Origin of the sequence: Vaginisenegalia massiliensis, from assembly GCF_900604935.1 — a bacterium.
GTDB lineage: Bacteria > Bacillota > Bacilli > Lactobacillales > Aerococcaceae > Vaginisenegalia > Vaginisenegalia massiliensis.
In genome coordinates, this window is record NZ_UWPC01000006.1 from 95,130 (window position 1) to 115,885 (window position 20,756).

At 39.5% G+C, this 20,756-nt stretch carries 20 protein-coding genes; 13 read left to right on the forward strand and 7 right to left on the reverse strand.

Annotated elements, in window-relative coordinates; all coding sequences use genetic code 11:
* Positions 1 to 2: 2 nt before the first annotated feature.
* Positions 3 to 299 (reverse strand): hypothetical protein, encoded by a 297-nt coding sequence (locus EIH20_RS05495; RefSeq protein WP_124058555.1) that lies wholly within the window; start codon positions 297 to 299, stop codon positions 3 to 5.
* A 137-nt stretch (positions 300 to 436) separates the two neighbouring features.
* Here EIH20_RS05495 and EIH20_RS05500 point away from each other — a divergent pair, with 137 nt between their 5' ends.
* The 11 genes from EIH20_RS05500 to map all read left to right on the forward strand — a co-directional run bounded on the left by EIH20_RS05500 (position 437) and on the right by map (position 12,372).
* Positions 437 to 2,140 (forward strand): M3 family oligoendopeptidase, encoded by a 1,704-nt coding sequence (locus EIH20_RS05500; protein WP_124058557.1) that lies wholly within the window; start codon positions 437 to 439, stop codon positions 2,138 to 2,140.
* A 146-nt stretch (positions 2,141 to 2,286) separates the two neighbouring features.
* Positions 2,287 to 3,654, forward strand: coding sequence for an MATE family efflux transporter (locus EIH20_RS05505; RefSeq protein ID WP_164470881.1), 1,368 nt, complete (start codon positions 2,287 to 2,289; stop codon positions 3,652 to 3,654).
* A 10-nt stretch (positions 3,655 to 3,664) separates the two neighbouring features.
* On the forward strand, positions 3,665 to 4,702 hold the full coding sequence (locus EIH20_RS05510) for a Gfo/Idh/MocA family protein (protein WP_124058561.1): 1,038 nt from the start codon (positions 3,665 to 3,667) through the stop codon (positions 4,700 to 4,702).
* Positions 4,702 to 5,991 carry a DEAD/DEAH box helicase gene (locus tag EIH20_RS05515; protein ID WP_124058563.1) on the forward strand — a complete coding sequence of 430 codons (1,290 nt, stop codon included), beginning with the start codon at positions 4,702 to 4,704 and terminating at the stop codon, positions 5,989 to 5,991. The genes EIH20_RS05510 and EIH20_RS05515 overlap by 1 nt, the downstream gene beginning before the upstream one ends.
* 144 nt (positions 5,992 to 6,135) lie before the next feature.
* Positions 6,136 to 7,278, forward strand: a complete 1,143-nt coding sequence (locus EIH20_RS05520; RefSeq protein ID WP_124058565.1) for a glycosyltransferase family 4 protein — start codon at positions 6,136 to 6,138, stop codon at positions 7,276 to 7,278.
* A 100-nt stretch (positions 7,279 to 7,378) separates the two neighbouring features.
* Positions 7,379 to 8,731: a glutathione-disulfide reductase gene (gene gorA / locus EIH20_RS05525; protein WP_124058567.1), complete on the forward strand. Its 1,353-nt coding sequence runs from the start codon at positions 7,379 to 7,381 to the stop codon at positions 8,729 to 8,731.
* Between the two features lie 145 nt (positions 8,732 to 8,876).
* A complete protein-coding gene (locus EIH20_RS05530; RefSeq protein WP_124058569.1) occupies positions 8,877 to 9,113 on the forward strand; it encodes a GlsB/YeaQ/YmgE family stress response membrane protein in 237 nt (78 codons plus the stop codon).
* Between the two features lie 160 nt (positions 9,114 to 9,273).
* On the forward strand, positions 9,274 to 9,993 hold the full coding sequence (locus tag EIH20_RS05535) for an ABC transporter ATP-binding protein (RefSeq protein ID WP_124058571.1): 720 nt from the start codon (positions 9,274 to 9,276) through the stop codon (positions 9,991 to 9,993).
* A 3-nt stretch (positions 9,994 to 9,996) separates the two neighbouring features.
* Positions 9,997 to 10,776: an ABC transporter permease gene (locus EIH20_RS05540; RefSeq protein ID WP_124058573.1), complete on the forward strand. Its 780-nt coding sequence runs from the start codon at positions 9,997 to 9,999 to the stop codon at positions 10,774 to 10,776.
* 140 nt (positions 10,777 to 10,916) lie between these two features.
* Positions 10,917 to 11,603: an acyl-ACP thioesterase domain-containing protein gene (locus EIH20_RS05545; RefSeq protein WP_164470882.1), complete on the forward strand. Its 687-nt coding sequence runs from the start codon at positions 10,917 to 10,919 to the stop codon at positions 11,601 to 11,603.
* A gap of 13 nt (positions 11,604 to 11,616) precedes the next feature.
* Entirely contained in the window at positions 11,617 to 12,372 is a 756-nt protein-coding gene (gene map / locus EIH20_RS05550; RefSeq protein WP_124058577.1) for a type I methionyl aminopeptidase, read from the forward strand.
* Positions 12,373 to 12,425: 53 nt separating this feature from the next.
* Here map and EIH20_RS05555 read toward each other — a convergent pair whose 3' ends face one another.
* From EIH20_RS05555 to EIH20_RS05580, 6 genes are all read right to left on the reverse strand, one after another.
* Complete coding sequence (locus tag EIH20_RS05555) at positions 12,426 to 13,694, reverse strand: RidA family protein (protein ID WP_124058579.1); 1,269 nt, start codon at positions 13,692 to 13,694, stop codon at positions 12,426 to 12,428.
* 300 nt (positions 13,695 to 13,994) lie between these two features.
* Positions 13,995 to 14,879: a UTP--glucose-1-phosphate uridylyltransferase GalU gene (gene galU / locus EIH20_RS05560; RefSeq protein WP_124058581.1), complete on the reverse strand. Its 885-nt coding sequence runs from the start codon at positions 14,877 to 14,879 to the stop codon at positions 13,995 to 13,997.
* Positions 14,880 to 14,895: 16 nt separating this feature from the next.
* Positions 14,896 to 16,011 carry a glycosyltransferase family 4 protein gene (locus EIH20_RS05565; RefSeq protein ID WP_206424108.1) on the reverse strand — a complete coding sequence of 372 codons (1,116 nt, stop codon included), beginning with the start codon at positions 16,009 to 16,011 and terminating at the stop codon, positions 14,896 to 14,898.
* Positions 16,012 to 16,036: 25 nt separating this feature from the next.
* Positions 16,037 to 16,321, reverse strand: a complete 285-nt coding sequence (locus EIH20_RS05570) for a DUF805 domain-containing protein (RefSeq protein WP_124058585.1) — start codon at positions 16,319 to 16,321, stop codon at positions 16,037 to 16,039.
* A gap of 41 nt (positions 16,322 to 16,362) precedes the next feature.
* On the reverse strand, positions 16,363 to 17,604 hold the full coding sequence (locus EIH20_RS05575; RefSeq protein ID WP_124058587.1) for an aminopeptidase: 1,242 nt from the start codon (positions 17,602 to 17,604) through the stop codon (positions 16,363 to 16,365).
* 18 nt (positions 17,605 to 17,622) lie between these two features.
* Positions 17,623 to 18,069 carry a flavodoxin gene (locus EIH20_RS05580; RefSeq protein ID WP_124058589.1) on the reverse strand — a complete coding sequence of 149 codons (447 nt, stop codon included), beginning with the start codon at positions 18,067 to 18,069 and terminating at the stop codon, positions 17,623 to 17,625.
* 266 nt (positions 18,070 to 18,335) lie between these two features.
* On the opposite strand from EIH20_RS05580, the gene galE reads away from it, so the two are divergent.
* Entirely contained in the window at positions 18,336 to 19,352 is a 1,017-nt protein-coding gene (gene galE, locus EIH20_RS05585; protein ID WP_124058591.1) for a UDP-glucose 4-epimerase GalE, read from the forward strand.
* A 48-nt stretch (positions 19,353 to 19,400) separates the two neighbouring features.
* Positions 19,401 to 20,750, forward strand: a complete 1,350-nt coding sequence (locus tag EIH20_RS05590; protein ID WP_124058593.1) for an LCP family glycopolymer transferase — start codon at positions 19,401 to 19,403, stop codon at positions 20,748 to 20,750.
* Positions 20,751 to 20,756: the final 6 nt, after the last annotated feature.

Consider the following 20,756-nt stretch of genomic DNA (forward strand, 5'->3'; position numbering starts at 1 on the left):
CTTTATTCGGGACGTTTACTTGGATACGATAGGTGAGGGGGCAGTGAATTGACTTGTGGAGCCTGATGGCGAATCAAGTATTTGTCGATAATGAACTGCTTACGCTGATTATAGTGACCAAACAAGCTAAGTTCGTCACCGACTTGGACTTTTAAGATGAAGTCATAGGCCTGTTTAGCTACTAATGCATGGATTGTTTCTTGATTAGAAGTGAGGACCTTGAGGTGAACTAGGGCTGGGTCTTGTGCTTTAATCAACTTTAACGTTTCAACTAGGCCGATAATAGTTCGTGTTTCCAACTAAAATTCCCCCCTTAACTGTCATTAGATTCATTATACCTTATTTTGAAAAACAGGGGAATTCCATGACATCTAGCGTTCTTTTGCTGTAAATTATGCTATACTTATAAGACCAGAGATAACAAGGAGGAAACCCAATGAAATTTAATGAATATCCATATGAACGTCCTGATTTAAGTGCGATTAAAGTGGACTTCTTAGCAAAAGTAGAAGAAATCAAATCAGCTAGTGATCTTGATCAAACTAAGCAAGCTATTCGTGCCATTCAATCTATGCAAAATCTGATGGAAACACAAATGACGCTCGCATCTGTACGACAATCACTTGATACTAAAGATGACTTCTATAATCAAGAAAAAGCTTTTTGGGACCAACATTCCCCTATTATTCAAGAATGGGTCACTGAATACAAAAAAGCCGTATTAGCTAATCCGTTCAAAGATCAATTAGGTGATTTGTTACCTCAACCATTCTTTGCCATGGCTGAATTAGATTTAAAACTATTTGACGCTGCTTTAATTCCTCTAATGCAAGAAGAAAATCGTTTAGTCAGTGAGTATGAAAATTTGGCAGCTTCTGCAGTCTATGAATATAAGGGCAAAACTTTAAATCTCTATGGCATGATGGCCGAAGCCGAGTCAGTGGATCGTCAACAACGTCAAGAAGTCAATCAAATGTTATTTGACTTCTATCAAGAGCATTTAGCTGAGTTTGATAGTGTGTATGATAAGTTGGTCAAAGTTCGTCATGAATTAGCTACTAAACTTGGTTTCAAAAACTTCATTGAAATGGGCTATGCTCGCATGTATCGGATGGACTATAACCGAGACGATGTCGAAGTATATCGCCGTGAAGTCTTAAAACATGTGGTTCCATTAGCGCAAGAAATTTTCCAACGTCAGGCCAACCGTTTAGGTCTTGATGAATTAAAATATTATGATTTAGCTTTAGAATATGAAAATGGTAATGCGATTCCTAAAGATGTACCGGAGGTTATTGTCGAGAATGGTGTGAAAATGTATCACGAGTTGTCACCTGAAACAGCTGAATTTATTGACTTCATGGTTGAAGGCAGTTTGTTAGATTTAGTGACCAAACCAGGTAAAAAGACAGGCGGGTACTGTACTTATCTACCAGATTTTAAGGCACCATTTATTTTCTCTAACTTTAATGGAACATCAGCAGATATTGATGTCTTGACCCATGAAGCGGGACATGCTTTCCAAGTCTACCAATCGCGTTGGGTACCTGCACCAGAATGTGTTTGGCCAACTTATGAGTCTTGTGAAATTCATTCAATGAGTATGGAATTCTTTGCATGGCCATGGATGGAACTCTTCTTTAAGGAACAAACACCAAAATACAAATACAGTCATTTGTCAGGCGGTGTGAAATTCTTACCTTATGGTGTTTTAGTAGACCATTTCCAACACGAAGTCTATGAACATCCAGAAATGACCCCAGAACAAAGACGGGCAACATGGCGCAAGTTAGAAAAACAATATAATCCGTGGAAGGATTATGATGGCAATGAATTCTTAGAAAATGGGGGCTTCTGGTTTAAACAAGCTCACATTTTTGCTACACCATTCTATTACATTGACTATACGCTGGCTCAGGTATGTGCTTTCCAATTCTGGAAACGTGCTCACGTAGATCAAGATCCTCAAGCATGGCAAGATTACTTGAAAATCTGTCAAATTGGTGGAACACAAACCTTCTTATCCATTGTCAAAGCCGCTAACTTAGCTTCGCCATTTGAAGAAGGAACCTTAGGTAATATCATTGATTCAATTCGACAATATTTAAACAATATTAGTGAGGCTGACCTTGAAATTTAAGCTTCAAAATAGATTTTGAAATAGACACTTAAAAAGGTCCCTGTGTGCTTCAAGTAGACAGGGATCATTTGTCTTTACTGCTAGGAAAGTTATCGGGACGGGTATTAATGAGAAAGGGTGATAGGATGCCTTTTAAATTAAAACAGGTGTCATTGATTAAAGATCCCATTAGCAGACAGGTCATGCATATTGCTTGGCCAATATTAGTTGAAGTAACCTTTGCATCGTTATTTGGCATGATCAATTTGATTATGGTCGGTAAGTATGAAGGCGGTTCTTTCCCCTCAGCAGCCTATGTAGCGGCCATCGGGATGATAAATATTCCCTTTTTCTTTATTTTGGCTTTTGTGCAGTCTGTCGGGGTTGGGGGAACGACGTTGTTGGCTCGAGCCTTTGGAGCTCAAGAACTGGATCGCTTGGATCCCATCCTTAAACATGTTGTTTTGATGGGCTTGGTCTTAGTCGTTCCTTTAATTGTTTTTGTCTTAAGCTTTCAATTACCTATTATGCGCTTTCTTGGCGCCCAAAATGATGCCATTCAAGCCAGTATGATATATTATCGACTAGTTATGGTGGGATTGTTTTTTATATCTCTGACTTCAATGGTTTCGGCCGCCATTCGTGGGGTAGGAGAAACAAAGGCTCCTATGCGTTTTAATTTATTAGCTAATGGTTTGAATATCATTATTGGCTTTTGTCTTATTCGGGGGCGTTTTTTCTTCCCAGAATTAGGGATTGTAGGGGCAGGAATCGCGACACTAGTGGCCAATATTATTGCTTGTGGCTTAATGTTTTGGTATGTAGCCTCAGGTAAATCAGTCATTCAAGTCAATTGGTTTAAACCCTTTAAATTTAGACTGAGTTTAGCTAAGCAAATCTTAGCTATTGGCTTGCCTTCAGCCGGCGAACAGATGATTTTGCGGACGGGCTTGCTTTTATACACACAAATAGTGGCAAGTATGGGAACAGTTATCATGGCCGCCCATCAAATTGCTTTAAATATATTATCTTTTTCATTTACACCAGGCATGGCCTTAGGTATTGCTGCGTCTGCTTTAGTGGGACAGTCTCTTGGTGCAGGAAAAGCAGATATGGCGGATAAATTTGGCCGTCGTTCAAGCTTTTTTGCTTTATTGATTGGTTTAATGATGGGAGCTTTCTTCTATTTGCTTCGGCATGAAATAGGCTATTGGTATAATTCCGATCCGGCCGTCATTCGGGCTGTATCAATTCCTCTTTCCTTGATGGCGATTACGGCTCCGTTTCAATTGCCTCAATTGACAGAGGCCGGGGCTTTACGGGGAGCAGGTGATACCATTTTCCCAATGATTTCTACTGGTTTTTCCGTTATTGCGGTGCGAGTCGCTTTGAGTTATCTTTTTGTTTATTATTTAGGATGGGGGTTATGGGGCGCTTGGTTAGCTGTATTTTGTGATCAAGTCGTCCGTTCAATGATGATTACCATCCGATATCAACGTGGTAAATGGAAAACAATTGAAATTAAACCTGATTAGGAGGTAGAAAATGATCAATGTAGGCACGATTGGAACTTCGTGGATTACAGAAGAATTTATCGAAGGGGCACAATTGACGGAACTTTACCATATTCGTGGTATTTATTCTCGTCAAGCCAGCAAAGCCAAAGCTTTAGCAGAGAAGTATGGCGCTGATTTCTACTGTGATCAATTAAATAATCTATTATATGATCCCGAAATTGATGTGATTTATATTGCCAGTCCCAATAGTATTCACTTTGAACAAGCCATTCGGGCTTTAAAAGTCGGTAAGCATGTCATTGTCGAAAAACCTTGTTTTGCTAGCGTTGAACAGTGGAAGCAAGCGCATGAAACAGCAGAAAAAAATCAAGTCATGATTTTTGAAGCGGCTAAGCACATCCATAGTCGTAACTATAAACGCCTTAAGCAACTTGTGCGCCATAAGCAAGAAGAATTAAAGAGTCCTTTCTTAGGAGCTAACTTTAATTTAGGCCGTTATTCATCAAAATATGACGCATATTTAAAGGCTCTTGAGACTGGAACTGAATTACCGAATATGTTTAATAGTGACTTCGCTACCGGAACATTGATGGATATGGGTGTTTATCCGATTTATGTAGCGGTTGATTTATTTGGCTTGCCAGAGACGGTCCGTTATCACGCATTAACAGGTCAAAAGCAAATTGATCTGCATGGAAATGTAATCTTAAGTTATTCGGATTTTCAAGTGTCCATCTTTATGTCTAAAGCGGTTCATTCGCAATTAGCCAATGAAATTTATTTTGGCAAAGAAACCATCGTGATTGAGGGGATTACTCGAATTGCCAAGGTCGCTTTAATTAATACGCAAGGCCAATATGCCAATGTCATCGATTATAAACCGGAACATCCCATGCTTGATCAACTCACCGATTTTGCTCAAATTATGACTGAGCCTAAAAAGCTTGAAAACCAACTACGCTATGAAGATTGGAAACAACTAAGTCTGCAAGTGGCCCAAGTGATGGCCCAATTAAGAAAGTCAGCTCAGATCGAATTTTCAGTGCTGAAAGATGGGGAAAAATAATGATAAAGAATTTAAAAGACGCTTTGCAAGACCATTGGCAAAGTAAAGGTTTTGCACAAGCGACACCAATCCAAGTTATATGTGCTGAAAAATTTAATCAATCGTCTTCTTTTGTGGCGATTTCTCCAACTGGAACAGGTAAGACTTTGGCTTATCTCTTGCCTCTTTTGAATCAAATTCAAGCTAATCATCAATTACAGGCGCTTATTCTGGTACCATCTCAAGAATTAGCTAAACAAGTGGGAGCTGTAGCGAGTGAATGGGGTCAGCTAGTGGGCATTCATAGCCTTGTTTTATTAGGTGGGGCAAATATTAACCGTCAAGCTGAGGCATTAAAAGCTAAACCTGAGTTAATTGTAGCAACGCCTGGTCGCTTGCATGAGTTTATGACCTACACACGCAAGATAAAGCTACATGAAGTTAAGGCCTTAATATTTGATGAAGCAGACTATTTGCTTGAACAAGAATATTTACCCATGATTCAGGACTTACGTAAACGGGTAATGCGCGATACGCGTTGTGTTTGGGTTTCGGCAACTTTAGGACCAAGCCTAGCCCGACTGGCCGAGGAAGAAAAACTCACGGTAGCCAGTATATCGGTTGAAGATAACCAATTAAATTTGAGTCATTATTACATCATGGGCCAAGATAGACAAAAAGTGACCAAACTGAAGCAATTAACTCAATTAGCTGATTTTCAAGCAATTGTCTTTTTTGAGCAAATTCATCAATTAGAAGAAGTTGCAGCCAAATTGACCTATCAGGGTGTAAAAGTAGCTATGCTCCATAGTCAATTATCGAAACAAGAGCGTGAGCAAGCCATGCGCGTGTTTAGTCAAGGCCAGGCTCAATATTTGCTAACGACGGATGTGGCGGCTAGGGGTCTGGATATTCCAGCTATTCCGTATGTGATCCATTTCAATCGTGTCGATGATCCTCACACCTATCAACATCGGTCAGGGCGGACTGGGCGGATGGGAAGTCAAGGTTATGTCCTTTCATTAGTGAACGAACAAGAATGGCGCGATTTACGAAATTGTCTGCGTGATTTACCAATGAAACTGGAACAACGTTATATTTACTTGGGACAATTAGTGACGGAAGAACAGTTTCTTCTTTTAAGGGAAGAGCAAGTCAGCCAAGATGCTAATCGGACTCCCATTAAAGTTAAGAAGAAAGTAGCCGTTAAAAGCAAAAAAACACTTGATAATAAGACTAAATTGAAGACCAAGAAACGAGTACGTGACCAAAAGAATAAAGGAAAAAGACGAGTGGCTAAGTCCGAATAAAGTGGATTTTTCTTTAGACTTAACCATTTAGGGAATACCAAAGCACTTCCAATCGAAGTTTACATATTCTTTACAGAGTATTTGCATGAATTCAATATTCATTTTATATAGTAGAGGTAGAATGAAACGATTGGGAGTGACATGATGCGGATTGCAATTGCGACTGAAACCTTTTTGCCGGCAACGGATGGGATTTGTACTCGTTTTGCTAATATGGCTGTGGAAATGAAGCGTATGGGCCATGAAGTCATTATTATTTCGCCTGATTTGGGAATCACTGAATATCAAGGAATTCCCGTTTATGGTATGGAGACCTTCAATTTTGCCTTGTATGGTTCGCGACCATGGGGCAAGCCAAATAAGGCCATCAAAAAGATTCTAAAAGAGTTCAAACCAGATGTGGTTCACGCTGTGAATCCATTTATTATGGTAACCTCGGCAGTTCATTATGCCAAAAAGCTCGACATTCCCTTGTTAACTTCCTATCATACCCATATTCCTAATTATTTAGATCATTACCATCTACCTTTGTTGAAGCCTTTATTATGGGAATATTTGCGTTTTTGGCACCAAGGGTCTGATATTAATTTAACTGTTTCTGCTAGTTTAGCTCAAGAATTAGAAGAGCAAGCAATTGACGTGCATGGGGTTATGCCAAGAGGTATTGATTTAAGTCAACGCGACCCCGAATTCTTTGATCAAGACCTTTACCAAGAGCTAACCTTTGGTTTGCCTGATCAAAAATTATTGGTTTATGTAGGTCGATTAGCAGCTGAAAAAGATATTGACCAGTTGCGAGCTATCTTCAATTATCGCCACGATATTTGCTTAGCAATTGTTGGTGATGGACCAGAAAAAGAAAATCTTGAACGCCTTTTTGCTGGGACTAAGACGACATTCGTAGGCTTTAAGTTTGGACAAGAATTAGCAAAAGCTTTTGCCACAGCGGATGCGTTTATTTTCCCATCAACTTCAGAAACGTTTGGCCTAGTTATTTCTGAAGCGATGGCATCTGGTTTACCGGTTATTGCTGCTGAAAGTGGTCCAACTTTAGAACAAATTCAGCCTTTGAAAACAGGTGTTTGCTTCGAAAGTCATAATGAAGCTAGCTTAATTGAAGCTTTGGATTGTTTAGATCAGCCATTATTGATGCAAGCAATGGGCTTGCAAGCACGAAGTGAGGCGCAAAAATATTCATGGCAAGCAGCAGCAAGCTGTCTCGTTGATTATTATGAGCAAGCCATCAATCATCATTTTGGTCAAGAAAATAACTGTAGCAACCTTTAAGAGGTTGCTTTTTTTATTCCCAATCCTCTAACTTTCGTAAAATGGGAGACTATAGTAGAATATATAAGCAAAATGATTGGGAAATTAGGGGAGGATAAAGATGAAAGAATACGATTTGATTACCATTGGAGGGGGTTCTGGTGGCATTGCGGCTGCCAACCGTGCTGCAGAATACGGAGCTAAAGTTGCTGTCATCGAAGCTAAGCAAATTGGTGGCACCTGTGTGAATCTAGGGTGTGTTCCGAAGAAGATTGGCTGGTATGCAGCTGGAATTAATCAAGCTATTGAGCATTATGGACCCGGATATGGTTTTGAAGTGCAAGATAAATCTTTTGATTATGGGCAATTTTTAAAAGCGCGGCAAGCTTATATTGAGCGATCGCGCCAAGCATACTTGCAACGCTTTAATAAAAATGACATTGATTTAATTGAAGGTTTTGCCACATTTAAGTCAGATCATATCGTCCAAGTAAATGGAGAAGACCTTTATGGACGCCATATCATCATAGCGACAGGAGGTCGAGCGATTAAGCCAGATATCCCAGGTGCACAATGGTGCGAAACGTCAGATGACTTCTTTGCTTGGCAAAAACTCCCAAAATCCGTTGCCATTGTAGGGGCGGGTTATATTGCTTTAGAATTAGCTAATTTGCTTAACGATTTTGGAGTAGAGACGCATTTGCTGATTCGGCATGATCGCCCTTTGCGACAATTTGATGCTTTGTTGGGTCAAGAATGGATGCACGCGGCTAAAGCTTCAGGGATTCATCTTCACAGTCATGTAAGGATTGATGAAGTTAAACGCGATGAAGTCAGCCAACAATTAGTCTGTTATCAAGATAATCAAGCTATTGTTCAAGTAGAGCGCGTGATTATGGCGGTCGGCCGTCAGGCTAATACTCAGCAACTAAAACTTGAAACGACACAAATTAAAGTCAATAAGGAGGGCACCATTCAAGTAGATGAGGGGCACCAAACGCATGCAAATGGTGTTTATGCGATTGGAGATGTTATTGGGAAATTGGATTTAACGCCCGTGGCAATTCGAGCAGGGCGCCAATTGGCCGAATACTTGTTTAATCAAGCGCCAAGTTCTAAGATTGATTACGATAATGTTCCTACAGTAATTTTTTCTCATCCTCCTATGGGGAGTATCGGTTTAAGTCAGGAGCAAGCTGAAGAGCGATATGGTCAAGGGCAAATTAAGGTATATCAAGCCAAATTTTATTCAATGTATGCTTCTGCTGCTTTTCACCGCGAAGCTTGTGTCTTTAAATTAATTTGTCAAGGACCTAACGAACGTATTGTCGGACTCCATGCAATCGGTCACGGGGTTGATGAGATGATTCAAGGTTTTGCTGTAGCTATAAAAATGGGAGCAACCAAGCCAGATTTTGACGCAACGGTTGCTATTCATCCAACAGGATCAGAGGAATTTGTGACTATGCGATAGCGACTAATGACAAATTGACTTGTTGTTTTTCATATAGTTTTACAAGTTTTGAGCATATTATTCGCATTTTCGAAGGGCATGCTTTATGATAATACTATCAAGAAGTTGATTCTTGGATAATATACTAATAGAAGAGGTGAACAATATGATTTGGTCATTAATTGTCGGTGGTATCATTGGTTGGTTAGCTGGCCTAATTTTAGGGAAAGACATTCCTGGCGGCGTAATCGGAAACATTATCGCCGGATTTTTAGGATCATGGCTAGGGAACCAATTCTTCGATACGATGGGACCTGTTGTAGGTGGCTTTGCTGTAATTCCATCACTTTTGGGAGCGATTATTCTCATTTTAATTGTCTCATTTATTTTGAAAAAAGTTTAATTGAAAAATATAAGACTAAGCTAGGTTGTCTGTTGACACCTAGCTTTTTTTACTTGTCGATTACTAAAATCGAGGGTCTCATTACTGACAATATTGAAAGCTAATCGAACCATCTTATGTTATAATTATTTATAATTATTCTAAACAAAGGTGGGTCGAAATGATTGAGGTAGATAATATATCCATTGCGAGTGAACAAAAGACGATTTTAGGCCCGGTCAGCTTTAAGCTTGAATCAGGTGACTTCGTAGCCATTACAGGACCATCGGGTAGTGGTAAATCGACGTTATTAAGATATTTGGCTCAGTTACATGATCCAAATTTAAAGGTTCAGGGAACTTATCGATATCAAGATAAAGCAGTAGAAGAATATTCTACTATTGAATTACGTAAAGAAATCTCCTACTGTTTTCAAACTGCCTCTTTATTTGGGCAAACAGTTAGTGATAATCTTCGTTTTCCTTTTGAGATTAGGCGGCAAAACTTTGACCAAGCTAAAGCTTTGAAATTATTAGAACGCGTTCAACTGTCGGCTGATTTTTTGGAAAAGGAAATTAACACCTTATCTGGTGGTGAAAAACAACGAGTTGCTTTAGTACGAAATGTTTTGTTCGAACCAAAAGTATTATTACTAGATGAAGTGACGAGTGCTTTGGATACGAAGACGCGACATCTTGTTTGGGAGTGGTTGGACGAGTTTCGTCGTGAATCTGGGATTTCAGTTGTAATGGTAAGTCATCACGAAGAAGAACAAAACAAAGCTGATCGACGAATTGAACTTAAAGGTCAACATGATGAAGTGGATGAACAATTATCAAATGATGAGGAATCCTTAGAATCAAAATCAGGATCAGCAGAAAATGAAGAGGAAGGTGCATAAAATATGGATAATAACTTACAAGTTACCCCTATCTCTTTAACTTTAACTTTTTCCTTGGTTTTGATTGCCTTTGTTATCTCCTATAAAGAGCAACTTAAGCTTGAAAAAGATCTCATAATTGCTATGGCACGGATGGTCATTCAGCTATTGATCGTGGGTTATCTACTTGCTGGTATTTTTCGAATGAATCAGGCTTGGGTAACCCTCGCAATGGTAGCTGTGATTGTCTTTAATGCAGCTTGGAATGCGGCTCAACGGGGAAGAGGAATGGATCATGTATTTAAAAATTCAGTGATTGCCTTAACGGTGACTTCTGCTATTACCATTATGATTTTAATCTTTTCAGGGTCGTTAAAGTTCATTCCAGCACAGATAATTCCGATTACTGGGATGATTGCCGGCAATACTATGAAAGCCATTGGCATTTGTTATCAAAATTTGAAACAGTTATTTCATGATCGACAACAGGGCGTTTTGGAGATGTTGGCGTTAGGGGCCACTCCTAAACAAGCTGCCAGTGATATCTTTCGCTTAACTATCCGGAGTGGTATGCAGCCAACCATTGATTCTGCCAAGACGACTGGCTTGGTCTCCTTACCGGGGATGATGTCTGGATTGATGTTTGCTGGGATAGATCCTACAAAAGCTATCTTGTATCAAATTATGGTGATGTTTATGCTTGTGGGGGCTACAGCAATAGGGTCTTTTATTGCGACCTATTTATCATACAAGACATTCTTTAATCAGCGCGCTCAGTTAATGACCCATCGTCCTAAAGATTAGGACGATCTTTTTTTGCAAAGAAGCCATGAAAAGTCTATAATATAGGAATTGAAAGAGGTGATTAGGTGGATTTGAAAAATTTTAGGCAAAGGATTAACTTGTCCGAAGAGACTTCGTTGGTAAGAAACCCATTGAAGGACTTGACTGACATCATAGAGCAAGCCTTAAATATAGCCAATCAACATGATCGATTAATTCAAGAAAGTTTAGGACTTAATTTGTTAGCCACAGGTCAGTCTTGGGTAATTACTCAATATCAAATCCGCTTAAACCATGACCTTGTTTTACCACGAGATCTATGGATCGATACGGCAATCATTGAATTGAATCGCTTTTTTATTGTTCGACGCTTTACGGTGAGACAAGGGTCAATTGCTTATATTGAAATTGACACCCAATTTGCTCTTTTTGACCTGAATCAGCGAAAAATGGGTCGAATTAATGTTGACGATTCTCGACTGGAATACATTCTCAATCCTGCAAAGAGTCCGAGTATCCGTGGCCTTAGGAGGCAGCTAGCTGAAACATATCAATCTGTAGCTCATGTGATTCAAGCAGAGGATATCGATGCGAATCATCATGTTAACAATTTAGTTTATTTACGGTGGGCTTTTGCCCAGTTACCGAGTTCGCGGTGGCAACAGGCTCAACTAAAGCAAGTTCAAGTCAAGTATCTGAACGAACTATTACCGTCTGACCAAGTTCAGATTGATACTCTTTTGAGGGCTGACACGTCATCAATCATAGAGGATCAAGTGGTGATTCGAAACGTTACCCAAGCTAAAGATGCTTGCATTATTGGCTTGGAATGGCAAGAAACAAAATAGTAAGGAGAAAATAATGATTAGTTTAAAATCACAAAGAGAAATACAACAAATGACAGAATCAGGAGCTATCTTAGCGGGCATTCACCAAGAGCTTAGAGACTTTATCAAACCAGGGGTGACAACTAAAGCTATCGATCAGTTTGTACAAACACGGATTGAAGGAGCTGGAGCAGTGGCTGCTCAAATTGGTTTTGAAGGGTATGAATATGCGACCTGTACATCGGTCAATGATGAAATTTGTCATGGTTTTCCTTCTGAGCGAGTGCTTAAGGAAGGCGATCTTGTTAAAGTGGATTTCTGTGTTGACTTGAATGGCGCTATCTCTGATTCTTGTTGGACATATGCTGTCGGTCAAGTGGACGACCGGATTGCAGAATTGATGGAAGTGACTCGCCAAGCGATGTACGAAGGTATCAAACAGGCCGTTATTGGTAATCGGATTGGTGATATCGGGGCGGCTATTCAAGAATATGCTGAAGCTCGTGGTTTTGGGGTAGTGCGTGATTTTATTGGTCATGGTATCGGCCCAACCATCCATGAAGAGCCGGCTGTGCCCCATTATGGGACAAAAGGGCGGGGATTGCGCTTGAAGGAAGGCATGACCATCACTATTGAACCAATGATTACGACGGGGACTTGGAAAATGTCCATGGATGATAACGGTTGGACGGCTCGAACCCAAGATGGGGGTTATTGTGCTCAGTATGAACATTCTCTTGCGATTACCAAAGATGGTCCCGTTATTATGACTAAACAAAATGACCAATAAAAATAAGGGTTGTCACAATTGTGACAACCCTTATTTGATTAGTTAAAAATGAATTATTTAACGACTGGAGGAGTTCCTTCAGCGTTACCAACTGTTGCGTCGATTTGAACTGAAGCACCTTTAGGTAATTCAGAAACACCAACGAAACGTAAAGCTGGTTTAGTTTCAGCAAATACAGCTGAGAATACATCTTCTACGTCAGCCATTTGACCTAAGTCAGTCATGTAAACATTGATTTTAACAACGTCAGCCATAACGTGATCAACGCTTTCGATGATAGCTTGGATGTAGTCGAAGCATTGTTGAGCTTGTGCTTTAACATCACTTGCAACTAATTCACCCGTTGAAGCATTGATTGGTAGTTGACCAGAGATATGATTGTAGTGAGAGAAAGCAACCGTTTGGCTTGAGTAACCACATTTTGGTGCTTTATCTGTGTTGCTGTGTTCGACGATTAAACCATGACGATCTTCGATTGCTTGTGGAGGAGTTCCGTCACCATGAGAAACAGTTGCTTCCATTTGAACAAGAGCACCCATTTCAAGAGCTGCAACAGGAACGACTGTGCGAGCTGGTAAGTAGTTAACGGCACGAGCAATACCAGAATCTGGTAAGAAAGTTTTGTAAACTTCGTTAACCACATCTAAGTGAGCTAAGTCAGTTAAGTAAACATTCATTTTTACAACATCGTCAAGTGGAACATCGATGCTTTCAAGAACAGCTTTGATGTTTTTCAAACATTGGATAGCTTGTTCTTTAACATCGCCAACAACTAAGCGACCTGTTTTAGGATCGATTGGTAATTGAGCTGTTACGTTATTGTAGTGAGAGAAAGCCACTGTTTGAGTTGATAAAGCTGATACAGGAGCATTATATGTATTATTCGTTAATTTGATTAAATCGCCTGCTTGTGGAGCGTTAGGAATAGTACCTTCACCATTAGAGATGATAACATCCATTTGCACTTTAGCGTCCATTGGTAAAGCATCAACTGCAACAACAGTACGAGCAGGAACATATGTAGGGAAGAAGCTTGTTTGAACCATGTTAATGGTGTCAACGTCTTGGATGTCAGTGACAAAAATAGTTAAACGAACAACATCAGTTAAGACATGATCAATGCTTTCGATAACCGCTTTTAAGTTTTCAAAACATTGAGTGGCTTGTTCTTTAATTCCTCCCTCAACTAATTGACCAGATTTTGGATCAACTGGTAATTGAGCTGAAAAGTTATTGTAGTGTGAAAAGGCTACAGTATGAGATCCTAAAGTTTTAGGAGCAAGTTCTGTACTTCTTGCTAAGACTTCGTTATTAACGCTCATGCATAAATTCTCCTTTAAATGTTAATTGAATTGAATCCTTTTAGTTTAAAGTAAGCGCAATTTAACCGTTAAACAAAAGTATCCTGTAACCAAGACGGTTACAAACCGAGTATAACAAAATTCCGACGTTAAGAATGGGAGGGATTTCTCATCCAATCTTTTTCTAGAGTTCTTTATTTGAATCTGGAGAACTTTATCTTAGAAAATATTTGGCTAGTCAAAATAACAAGAAAATAATATAAAAAAAGCGACATTAAAGACGGATAATTGTCAGTAAAGTCGCTTTTATATTTATTCTAATTATTCTTCATTTTCTAAACGGTGGCCTAAATCTTTAATAAGCTCTTTGAGGTCTTGACTAATTTGAGGGTGTTTAAGTCCGTATTCAATACTCATTTCCATAAAGCCGATTTTAGAACCCACGTCATAACGTTTGCCATCAAAGCGTTTAGCAAAGACACGTTGCGTTTTGTTAAGGGTATCAATAGCATCCGTTAATTGGATTTCGTTACCAGCTCCAGGTTGTTGGTTTTCTAAAATAGTGAAGATTTCTGGTGTAAGAAGATAACGACCAATAATAGCTAAATTACTTGGTGCTTCTTCGGGTTTTGGTTTTTCCACAAATCGTTCTACATTATATACGCCGTCATCCAATTGGCGTTCAGGAGCGATAATCCCATATTTAGAAGTTTCTTCATGGGGTACTTCCATGACAGCGATATTTGAAGCATGAGTTTGATCGTAGACATCAATGAGTTGTTTGGTTAGTGGAACCTCATCTTCCATGATGTCATCGCCTAACATGACAACGAATGGTTCATTTCCTACAAAAGCTTTGGCTTGTAAGACAGCATGACCCAATCCTTTAGGATAAGGTTGGCGTACAAAGTAAAGATTAAGGTTGGCAGTTTGTTTGATTAGATCAAGCAAATCATTTTTTCCTTGTTGGCGTAAATGTTCCTCTAATTCGATGTTAGAGTCAAAGTGGTCTTCAATTGACCGTTTGCTCTTGCCCGTAACAATCAGAATATCTTCAATTCCTGAAGCAATAGCTTCTTCTACGATAAACTGAATGGTCGGTTTATCAACAATTGGTAACATTTCTTTGGCCATTGCCTTAGTAGCAGGCAAGAAACGAGTTCCTAATCCTGCAGCAGGAATGACAGCTTTTCTAACTTTAACCATGACGATAAGACTCCTTTTATTTTGTTAGTAAATCTTCATAAAGTTGACAATATGTTTGGTGGATTTGTTCCCACTCAAAGTATTCAATGCTTGTTAAAGCATTCTCAACTAATTGAGGATAATGTTTAATGATGAAATCAACAGCTTTATTAAAGCCCAATTGATCTTTTTTGTCAACGCTGACTCCGACAGTATAATTAGCGAAGAAACTATCAAAGCCTTCATTTTTAGTATAGATAACAGGTAGACCTTGGCTCATCGCTTCAGGATAGACTAAACCAAAGGTTTCAGGGGAAGAGAGCAGAGCAAAGATATCCATCTGCCGATAGAGTTGGATCAATTCCTCTTTAGGATGAGCACCATAATAGGATACAGCAGGAAATTGAGCAAATTTCTTAACAATTTTTTGATCCCAAGCAGGGCCAACTATATGGAGTTCGGCCGGGCGAACGGCTTCAGAATAATTTTGAATCATCTCTGCTAATTGTAAGAAACGTTTACCGGCTGTTACTTTACCTACTGTGACAAATCGAATGGGATGATGAAAAACAGCTGGTTTATTCGTATAGGTATGATCATGCCAGTATTGATCTATGCCATTGGCAATGACTTGTGATTTTGCTTTAAGTTCTTGATGGTACTTTTCAGGAATATATTTTTGAAACACCTCTTCGTAAGTGTTTTTACTTATGAAGATGATTTGATTGGCAGCCCGCATAATTTTGATCCCAGTTGCCCGCATCCACGGCATCTTTTGGAAAAAAGTACGTAAGTCTGCATTTCGAACGGCAACAACATACGGAGTTTGGTATTGTTGACTGACTTGCCAAGCTAACCATCCATTAGAAAAGAGCGAATGGGCATGTATTAAATCAAAGTCCTCAAGGGCGTATTGTTCGCGCAAATCTTTTAGAATAGATTGATGTTTTAATGGGAAAATAAAACGATCGCGTTGGACAAACGTGCGACTAACGAGGGTATAATCTCCCGACGTGGCTAAGCGGTCAGCCGGAAATTCTTTGGCGATGGGAACATAGACTTTAATGGCTAATCCATCCCGAACTTGGCGATCATATAGTTGATTGAATAGGCCTGATGTTGAAAAATAAGAATTAATATGTAGTATCTTCATCAGTATTCTCCTTCATATGCCAGGGTTAGTTGGCTTTTTCCTCAATTTTTTCAAGGCGTTGCTGATAATCCTTGACTTGATTTTCTAAATCTTCAACTCGTTTCTCGAGACGAGTTTGATTTTCTGAATATTGATGAATGGATTCATTGGTAGGAATACGGAAAAGCGAGATCATCAAATAAAGCACAAGGAATAAAAGACCAATGACAACAACTAGGTAAAACCAGCCACTTCGATCTAAACGACGGTCAATTTTCTTTGCCATTTCTGGATCAACGTTTAATTGATAAGGTAACTTTTGTTGGACCAAAAGAGCACCCCTTTCTGGATTGAATAGTTAGTAGTTTAAACTTAAATTGCCCATTCACCTTGACGGAAGATAGGGACAACGCTGCCATCTTTACGAATTCCATCAACATTCATTTCAGCATTACCAATCATGAAGTCAACATGGACGTCTGAACGATTCAGACCAGCTGCGGCTAATTCATCTTGTGACATTTGGGTACCGTCTTGAACTGAAGTTGCATAGGCTTGACCAATGGCTAAGTGATTTGAAGCATTTTCATCAAATAAGGTATTGAAAAAGATAATGCCTGATTGTGAGATTGGCGATTTGTGAGGAACTAAGGCCACTTCACCTAAAGAACGGGCACCGTCATTTTCAAAGACTAATTTCTCAAGGGTCTCTTGTCCTTCACTGGCACTTACTTGAGTAATTTTACCTCCTTCGAAATGGAAGGTCATTTGGTCAATCACAACGCCATTGTAACTTAGAGGTTTTGAACTAACAACATAACCATCAGCCCGCCGCCAATCTGGGGCAGTGAAGACTTCTTCAGTCGGCATGTTAGCAATAAAGCTCTCTCCTTGTTGGTTAAGTGAGCCAGCGCTTTCCCAACGATGATTGGCAGGTAAACCTAGTGTTAAATCGGTCCCTGGCCCCGTATAATGTAAGGCGTCAAATTGTTGTTCGTTTAAGAAAGTCGCCTTTTCTTCTAGTGTTGCTTCATGTTGGTTCCAAGCTTGAATTGGGTTATCTTCATAGACGCGAGTTGTTTTGAAGATTTGATCCCATAAGGCATCTACTTGTTCTTCAGTGGTCGCTAAATTAGGGAAAACTAATTTTGCCCAATCAGCATCAGCTGCGGCACACACAATCCATGATACGACATTGGCTTGTGTAGCAATCCGGATATCTTTAAAGGCTTTTGCCGAGGCTGCACTTGCAGCTTGCAATTTTTGTGGATCAACACCTTTTAAGGCATTAGGATTAGACGCTCTTAAAGCCACTTTTTTAGTTCGCTTTGCAATTAGGTCGTTAGCCTCATCTATTTTATATGAAGGAATATCGGTTAAAGTTTCGAGGGATTGGTGATCAAAATGAGTGCGGTTAATCACATCGTCCGTCCAATTGAGGATGACATCTTTTGCCCCGGCTTGGTAGGCTGCTTTAACCATTAAGCGAACAAGTTGCACTTGCTCGACTTCAGCATTAATTTGGACATAATCCTCTGGTCCTACGTTAAGTCCTTTATAAATGATTAAGTCAGCGTATTTACTTAATAGTTGGTCGAAATTAGCTAAAGTCATATTAAATATCTCCTAGTCTTAGTTAAATTTAGCTGCAATTGAATCAGCTAGTGCTTGCAAGTTTGCTTCGTCTTCTTCTTCTGGATTCAAGTTTACTTTAACACTGTCGCCACCTTTTGTTGCGCCAACTGTTAAAAATGCGGATTCCATGGTATCAACTGCTCCGCAGAAGACTTCATAGAATGTATCACCTGAGCCAAACACTCCTGAAACTTTTCCGGTTAAATCTAGCTCGAGAAGATCGTCGTAGAAGTCTAACATCTCGTCAGGAAGTACGCCGTCGACTCCGTAGGTATAGGTACCGACTAAACATATGTCATAGTCAAGAAAATCGTGGGGATCAGCTTGCATGACATCCTCAATCGTAACTTCAATATCGTGTTGTTCTAAGGCATCGGCTAAGAAATCAGCGCAGGCCTCGGTATTACCCGTTAAACTCGTGAAAATAATTAATGCTTGGGGCATTATATTTCCTCCTTAATTAAATTTGAATAGGTCTTCATCAATTTTGAAGACAAGAATGAATTTATCGTGTTTATTATAGCAAATTAAGCGACGCTTGACAGGTTTTTATCTTTTACTATGAGATTCTATTAAATTGACGCGAATAATCCTCGAAATGTTCAAATATAAATTTTATAATGGTAAGGAAGCTAAAGAAGTTTTAACATTTATTTTTTAAAATTATGCTATAATGGCACGGTATATGAAAAATTATAAGAGGTGATATCATGGCTATTTTAGTTACAGGTGGGGCAGGTTATATTGGCAGCCATACCGTAGTAGAATTGCTTGAACAAAATTATCAAGTTGTTGTTGTTGACAACTTATACAATAGCCAAATTGAGGTGCTTGATCGCATCGAGGAAATTACAGGTAAGAAAGTTAAATTTTATCAAATTGATATACTAGATAAAGCGGCTATGACTCAAGTTTTTGCGGAGAATGAAATTGAAGCGGTCATCCACTTTGCTAGCTACAAGGCTGTTGGAGAATCTGTAATAAAGCCACTCATGTATTATCACAATAATATTGAAGGAACGGTTGCTTTGCTTGAGGTGATGAATCACGCTGGGGTAAAAGATATCGTCTTCTCGTCATCCGCTACAGTCTACGGAGAAGACAATCCTTCGCCACTCAAAGAGAGTATGCCAACAGATACTGCTAATAATCCATATGGCTATACGAAAGTAGTCATCGAACATCTTTTGCAAGATTTAGCTAAAGCTGATTCAGAATGGTCTGTTACCTTGTTGCGCTACTTCAATCCTATTGGTGCTCATGAATCAGGTCGAATCGGAGAAAATCCGAATGGGATTCCAAATAATTTAATGCCTTATATTACGCAAGTAGCGATTGGTAAGTTGCCGGAATTAAGTGTCTTCGGACAAGACTATCAAACGCATGATGGTACAGGGGTACGTGACTATATTCACGTTGTTGACTTAGCAAAAGGCCATATAAAAGCCCTAGAGAAAAATAAAGAGCAACTTGGAGTTAAAGTTTATAATTTGGGTACGGGTATAGGTTTTTCTGTTTTAGATTTAGTGAAAGCTTTCCAAACCGTTAATCACATTGAAATACCCTATCGTTTAGCGCCAAGACGTCCAGGCGATATCGATATTTGTTTTGCTGATGCTAGCAAAGCCAAGGAAGAATTGAATTGGCAAACTGAAAAGACACTAGAAGATATGTGCCGTGATTCATGGAATTGGCAAAGTCAAAATCCGAAAGGTTATTGTGAATAGAAGCGCTGGTGCGAGTGGTAGATCAGCAAGAGGAGTTATAACGATACAATGGGATACAATAAAATAAAGCATTTTTATGTAAAGACGAATGGAAAACTTAATACAAAGCGATTGGGACTTAGCCTTCTGGTCGTTTGTTTAATTGGGTTTGCCCTAACAATTGGCCAAGCGTATTTTCATTTAAGTTCAACCCTTAATTCTATTAAAGAAGAGGTAGTAGTAAAGAATCTTCGGGGAAAGAAAGTGTCGGTTAAAGATGGGGAGCCATTAAATATTCTCCTTCTGGGTACAGATGATGATAATTTGGCTCGTAAAGCCCAAGATGGTTATGTTAGTCGGTCAGATACCTTGATGATTGTGTCCCTCAATCCTAAAACACATACAACTAAGATGTTAAGTATCCCTCGTGATACCTATACGGTAATGAAAGGCCAAGACGGTCCGGATAAAATTAATCATGCCTATGCTTTTGGTGGGGTTGAACTTTCAATTGATACAGTACAAAATTATTTGCACGTGCCAATTGATTATTACGCGGTCGTTAATATGAATGGTTTAGTAGAATTAGTCGATGCAGTAGGCGGAATTGAAGTGACTAGCCCTTTAACTTTTGAGTATCGTGGAACCAAATTTGTCAAAGGACAAAAGCGAAAAGTTAACGGCGTCAAAGCGATGAATTTTGCCCGTATGCGTTACGATGATCCTGAAGGTGAAATGGGAAGGCAAACACGACAAAAGATGGTTATCAAGGCATTGGTTGATAAGATGTTAAGTCTTGATGCGGTTTCGAACTATCCTCGACTTTTAGAAGTGATTGCGAAAAATACGCGGACCAATTTTGATCTTTCAACGGCGTTAAACATTTATAAAAGTTATTTGCCGGCCCTAGAAAATATTGCTTCAGTGAAATTTGAAGAATTAGAGGATTTATATGTTGATGAAATCTTCTATTTCTACATTCCTTTAAGCGCCCGTGTAAAAGTGGCTAATGAGTTGCGTCAACATACGGGCTTATCCCCAATAAAAATCAGCGATTTAGTTGATCCTTTGGCAAAAGACCAGCCTAACTTTGTCAAGGCTTCAGCCATTGTTATCAATCAATATCCAACTGGTTTAAGTCAAGAACAAATGGATGCAATCCAATCAAAACAGCAGTCTGTTCAGGAAATACGTTCTGTGGAAAACTATGTTCCGCCGACGTATCAACCTGGGCCGATTAGTCCGGCTTATCCAGTAAATCCGCGGCCAGAACCTACGACACCACCGAATTCAGATACTGTTGCTCCACCACCAGTAACGGATGCGCCAGTAACGGAGCCGGTTCCAGCGCCACCGGTAGAAACGACACCACCGACTCCAGTACCAACACCACCGGTATCCTCCGGTTCAAACCAATAGGGGAAA

Excerpts from the sequence above, each read along its gene's own strand:
- EIH20_RS05535 (WP_124058571.1), top strand. The coding sequence starts at position 9,274 with ATGATTGAGGTAGATAATATATCCATTGCGAGTGAACAAAAGACGATT.
- EIH20_RS05510 (WP_124058561.1), top strand. The coding sequence starts at position 3,665 with ATGATCAATGTAGGCACGATTGGAACTTCGTGGATTACAGAAGAATTT.
- EIH20_RS05590 (WP_124058593.1), top strand. The coding sequence starts at position 19,401 with ATGGGATACAATAAAATAAAGCATTTTTATGTAAAGACGAATGGAAAA.
- galE (WP_124058591.1), top strand. The coding sequence starts at position 18,336 with ATGGCTATTTTAGTTACAGGTGGGGCAGGTTATATTGGCAGCCATACC.
- EIH20_RS05575 (WP_124058587.1), bottom strand. The coding sequence starts at position 17,604 with ATGACTTTAGCTAATTTCGACCAACTATTAAGTAAATACGCTGACTTA.
- gorA (WP_124058567.1), top strand. The coding sequence starts at position 7,379 with ATGAAAGAATACGATTTGATTACCATTGGAGGGGGTTCTGGTGGCATT.
- map (WP_124058577.1), top strand. The coding sequence starts at position 11,617 with ATGATTAGTTTAAAATCACAAAGAGAAATACAACAAATGACAGAATCA.
- galU (WP_124058581.1), bottom strand. The coding sequence starts at position 14,879 with ATGGTTAAAGTTAGAAAAGCTGTCATTCCTGCTGCAGGATTAGGAACT.
- EIH20_RS05580 (WP_124058589.1), bottom strand. The coding sequence starts at position 18,069 with ATGCCCCAAGCATTAATTATTTTCACGAGTTTAACGGGTAATACCGAG.
- EIH20_RS05520 (WP_124058565.1), top strand. The coding sequence starts at position 6,136 with ATGCGGATTGCAATTGCGACTGAAACCTTTTTGCCGGCAACGGATGGG.
- EIH20_RS05530 (WP_124058569.1), top strand. The coding sequence starts at position 8,877 with ATGATTTGGTCATTAATTGTCGGTGGTATCATTGGTTGGTTAGCTGGC.
- EIH20_RS05515 (WP_124058563.1), top strand. The coding sequence starts at position 4,702 with ATGATAAAGAATTTAAAAGACGCTTTGCAAGACCATTGGCAAAGTAAA.
- EIH20_RS05500 (WP_124058557.1), top strand. The coding sequence starts at position 437 with ATGAAATTTAATGAATATCCATATGAACGTCCTGATTTAAGTGCGATT.
- EIH20_RS05565 (WP_206424108.1), bottom strand. The coding sequence starts at position 16,011 with ATGAAGATACTACATATTAATTCTTATTTTTCAACATCAGGCCTATTC.
- EIH20_RS05540 (WP_124058573.1), top strand. The coding sequence starts at position 9,997 with ATGGATAATAACTTACAAGTTACCCCTATCTCTTTAACTTTAACTTTT.
- EIH20_RS05555 (WP_124058579.1), bottom strand. The coding sequence starts at position 13,694 with ATGAGCGTTAATAACGAAGTCTTAGCAAGAAGTACAGAACTTGCTCCT.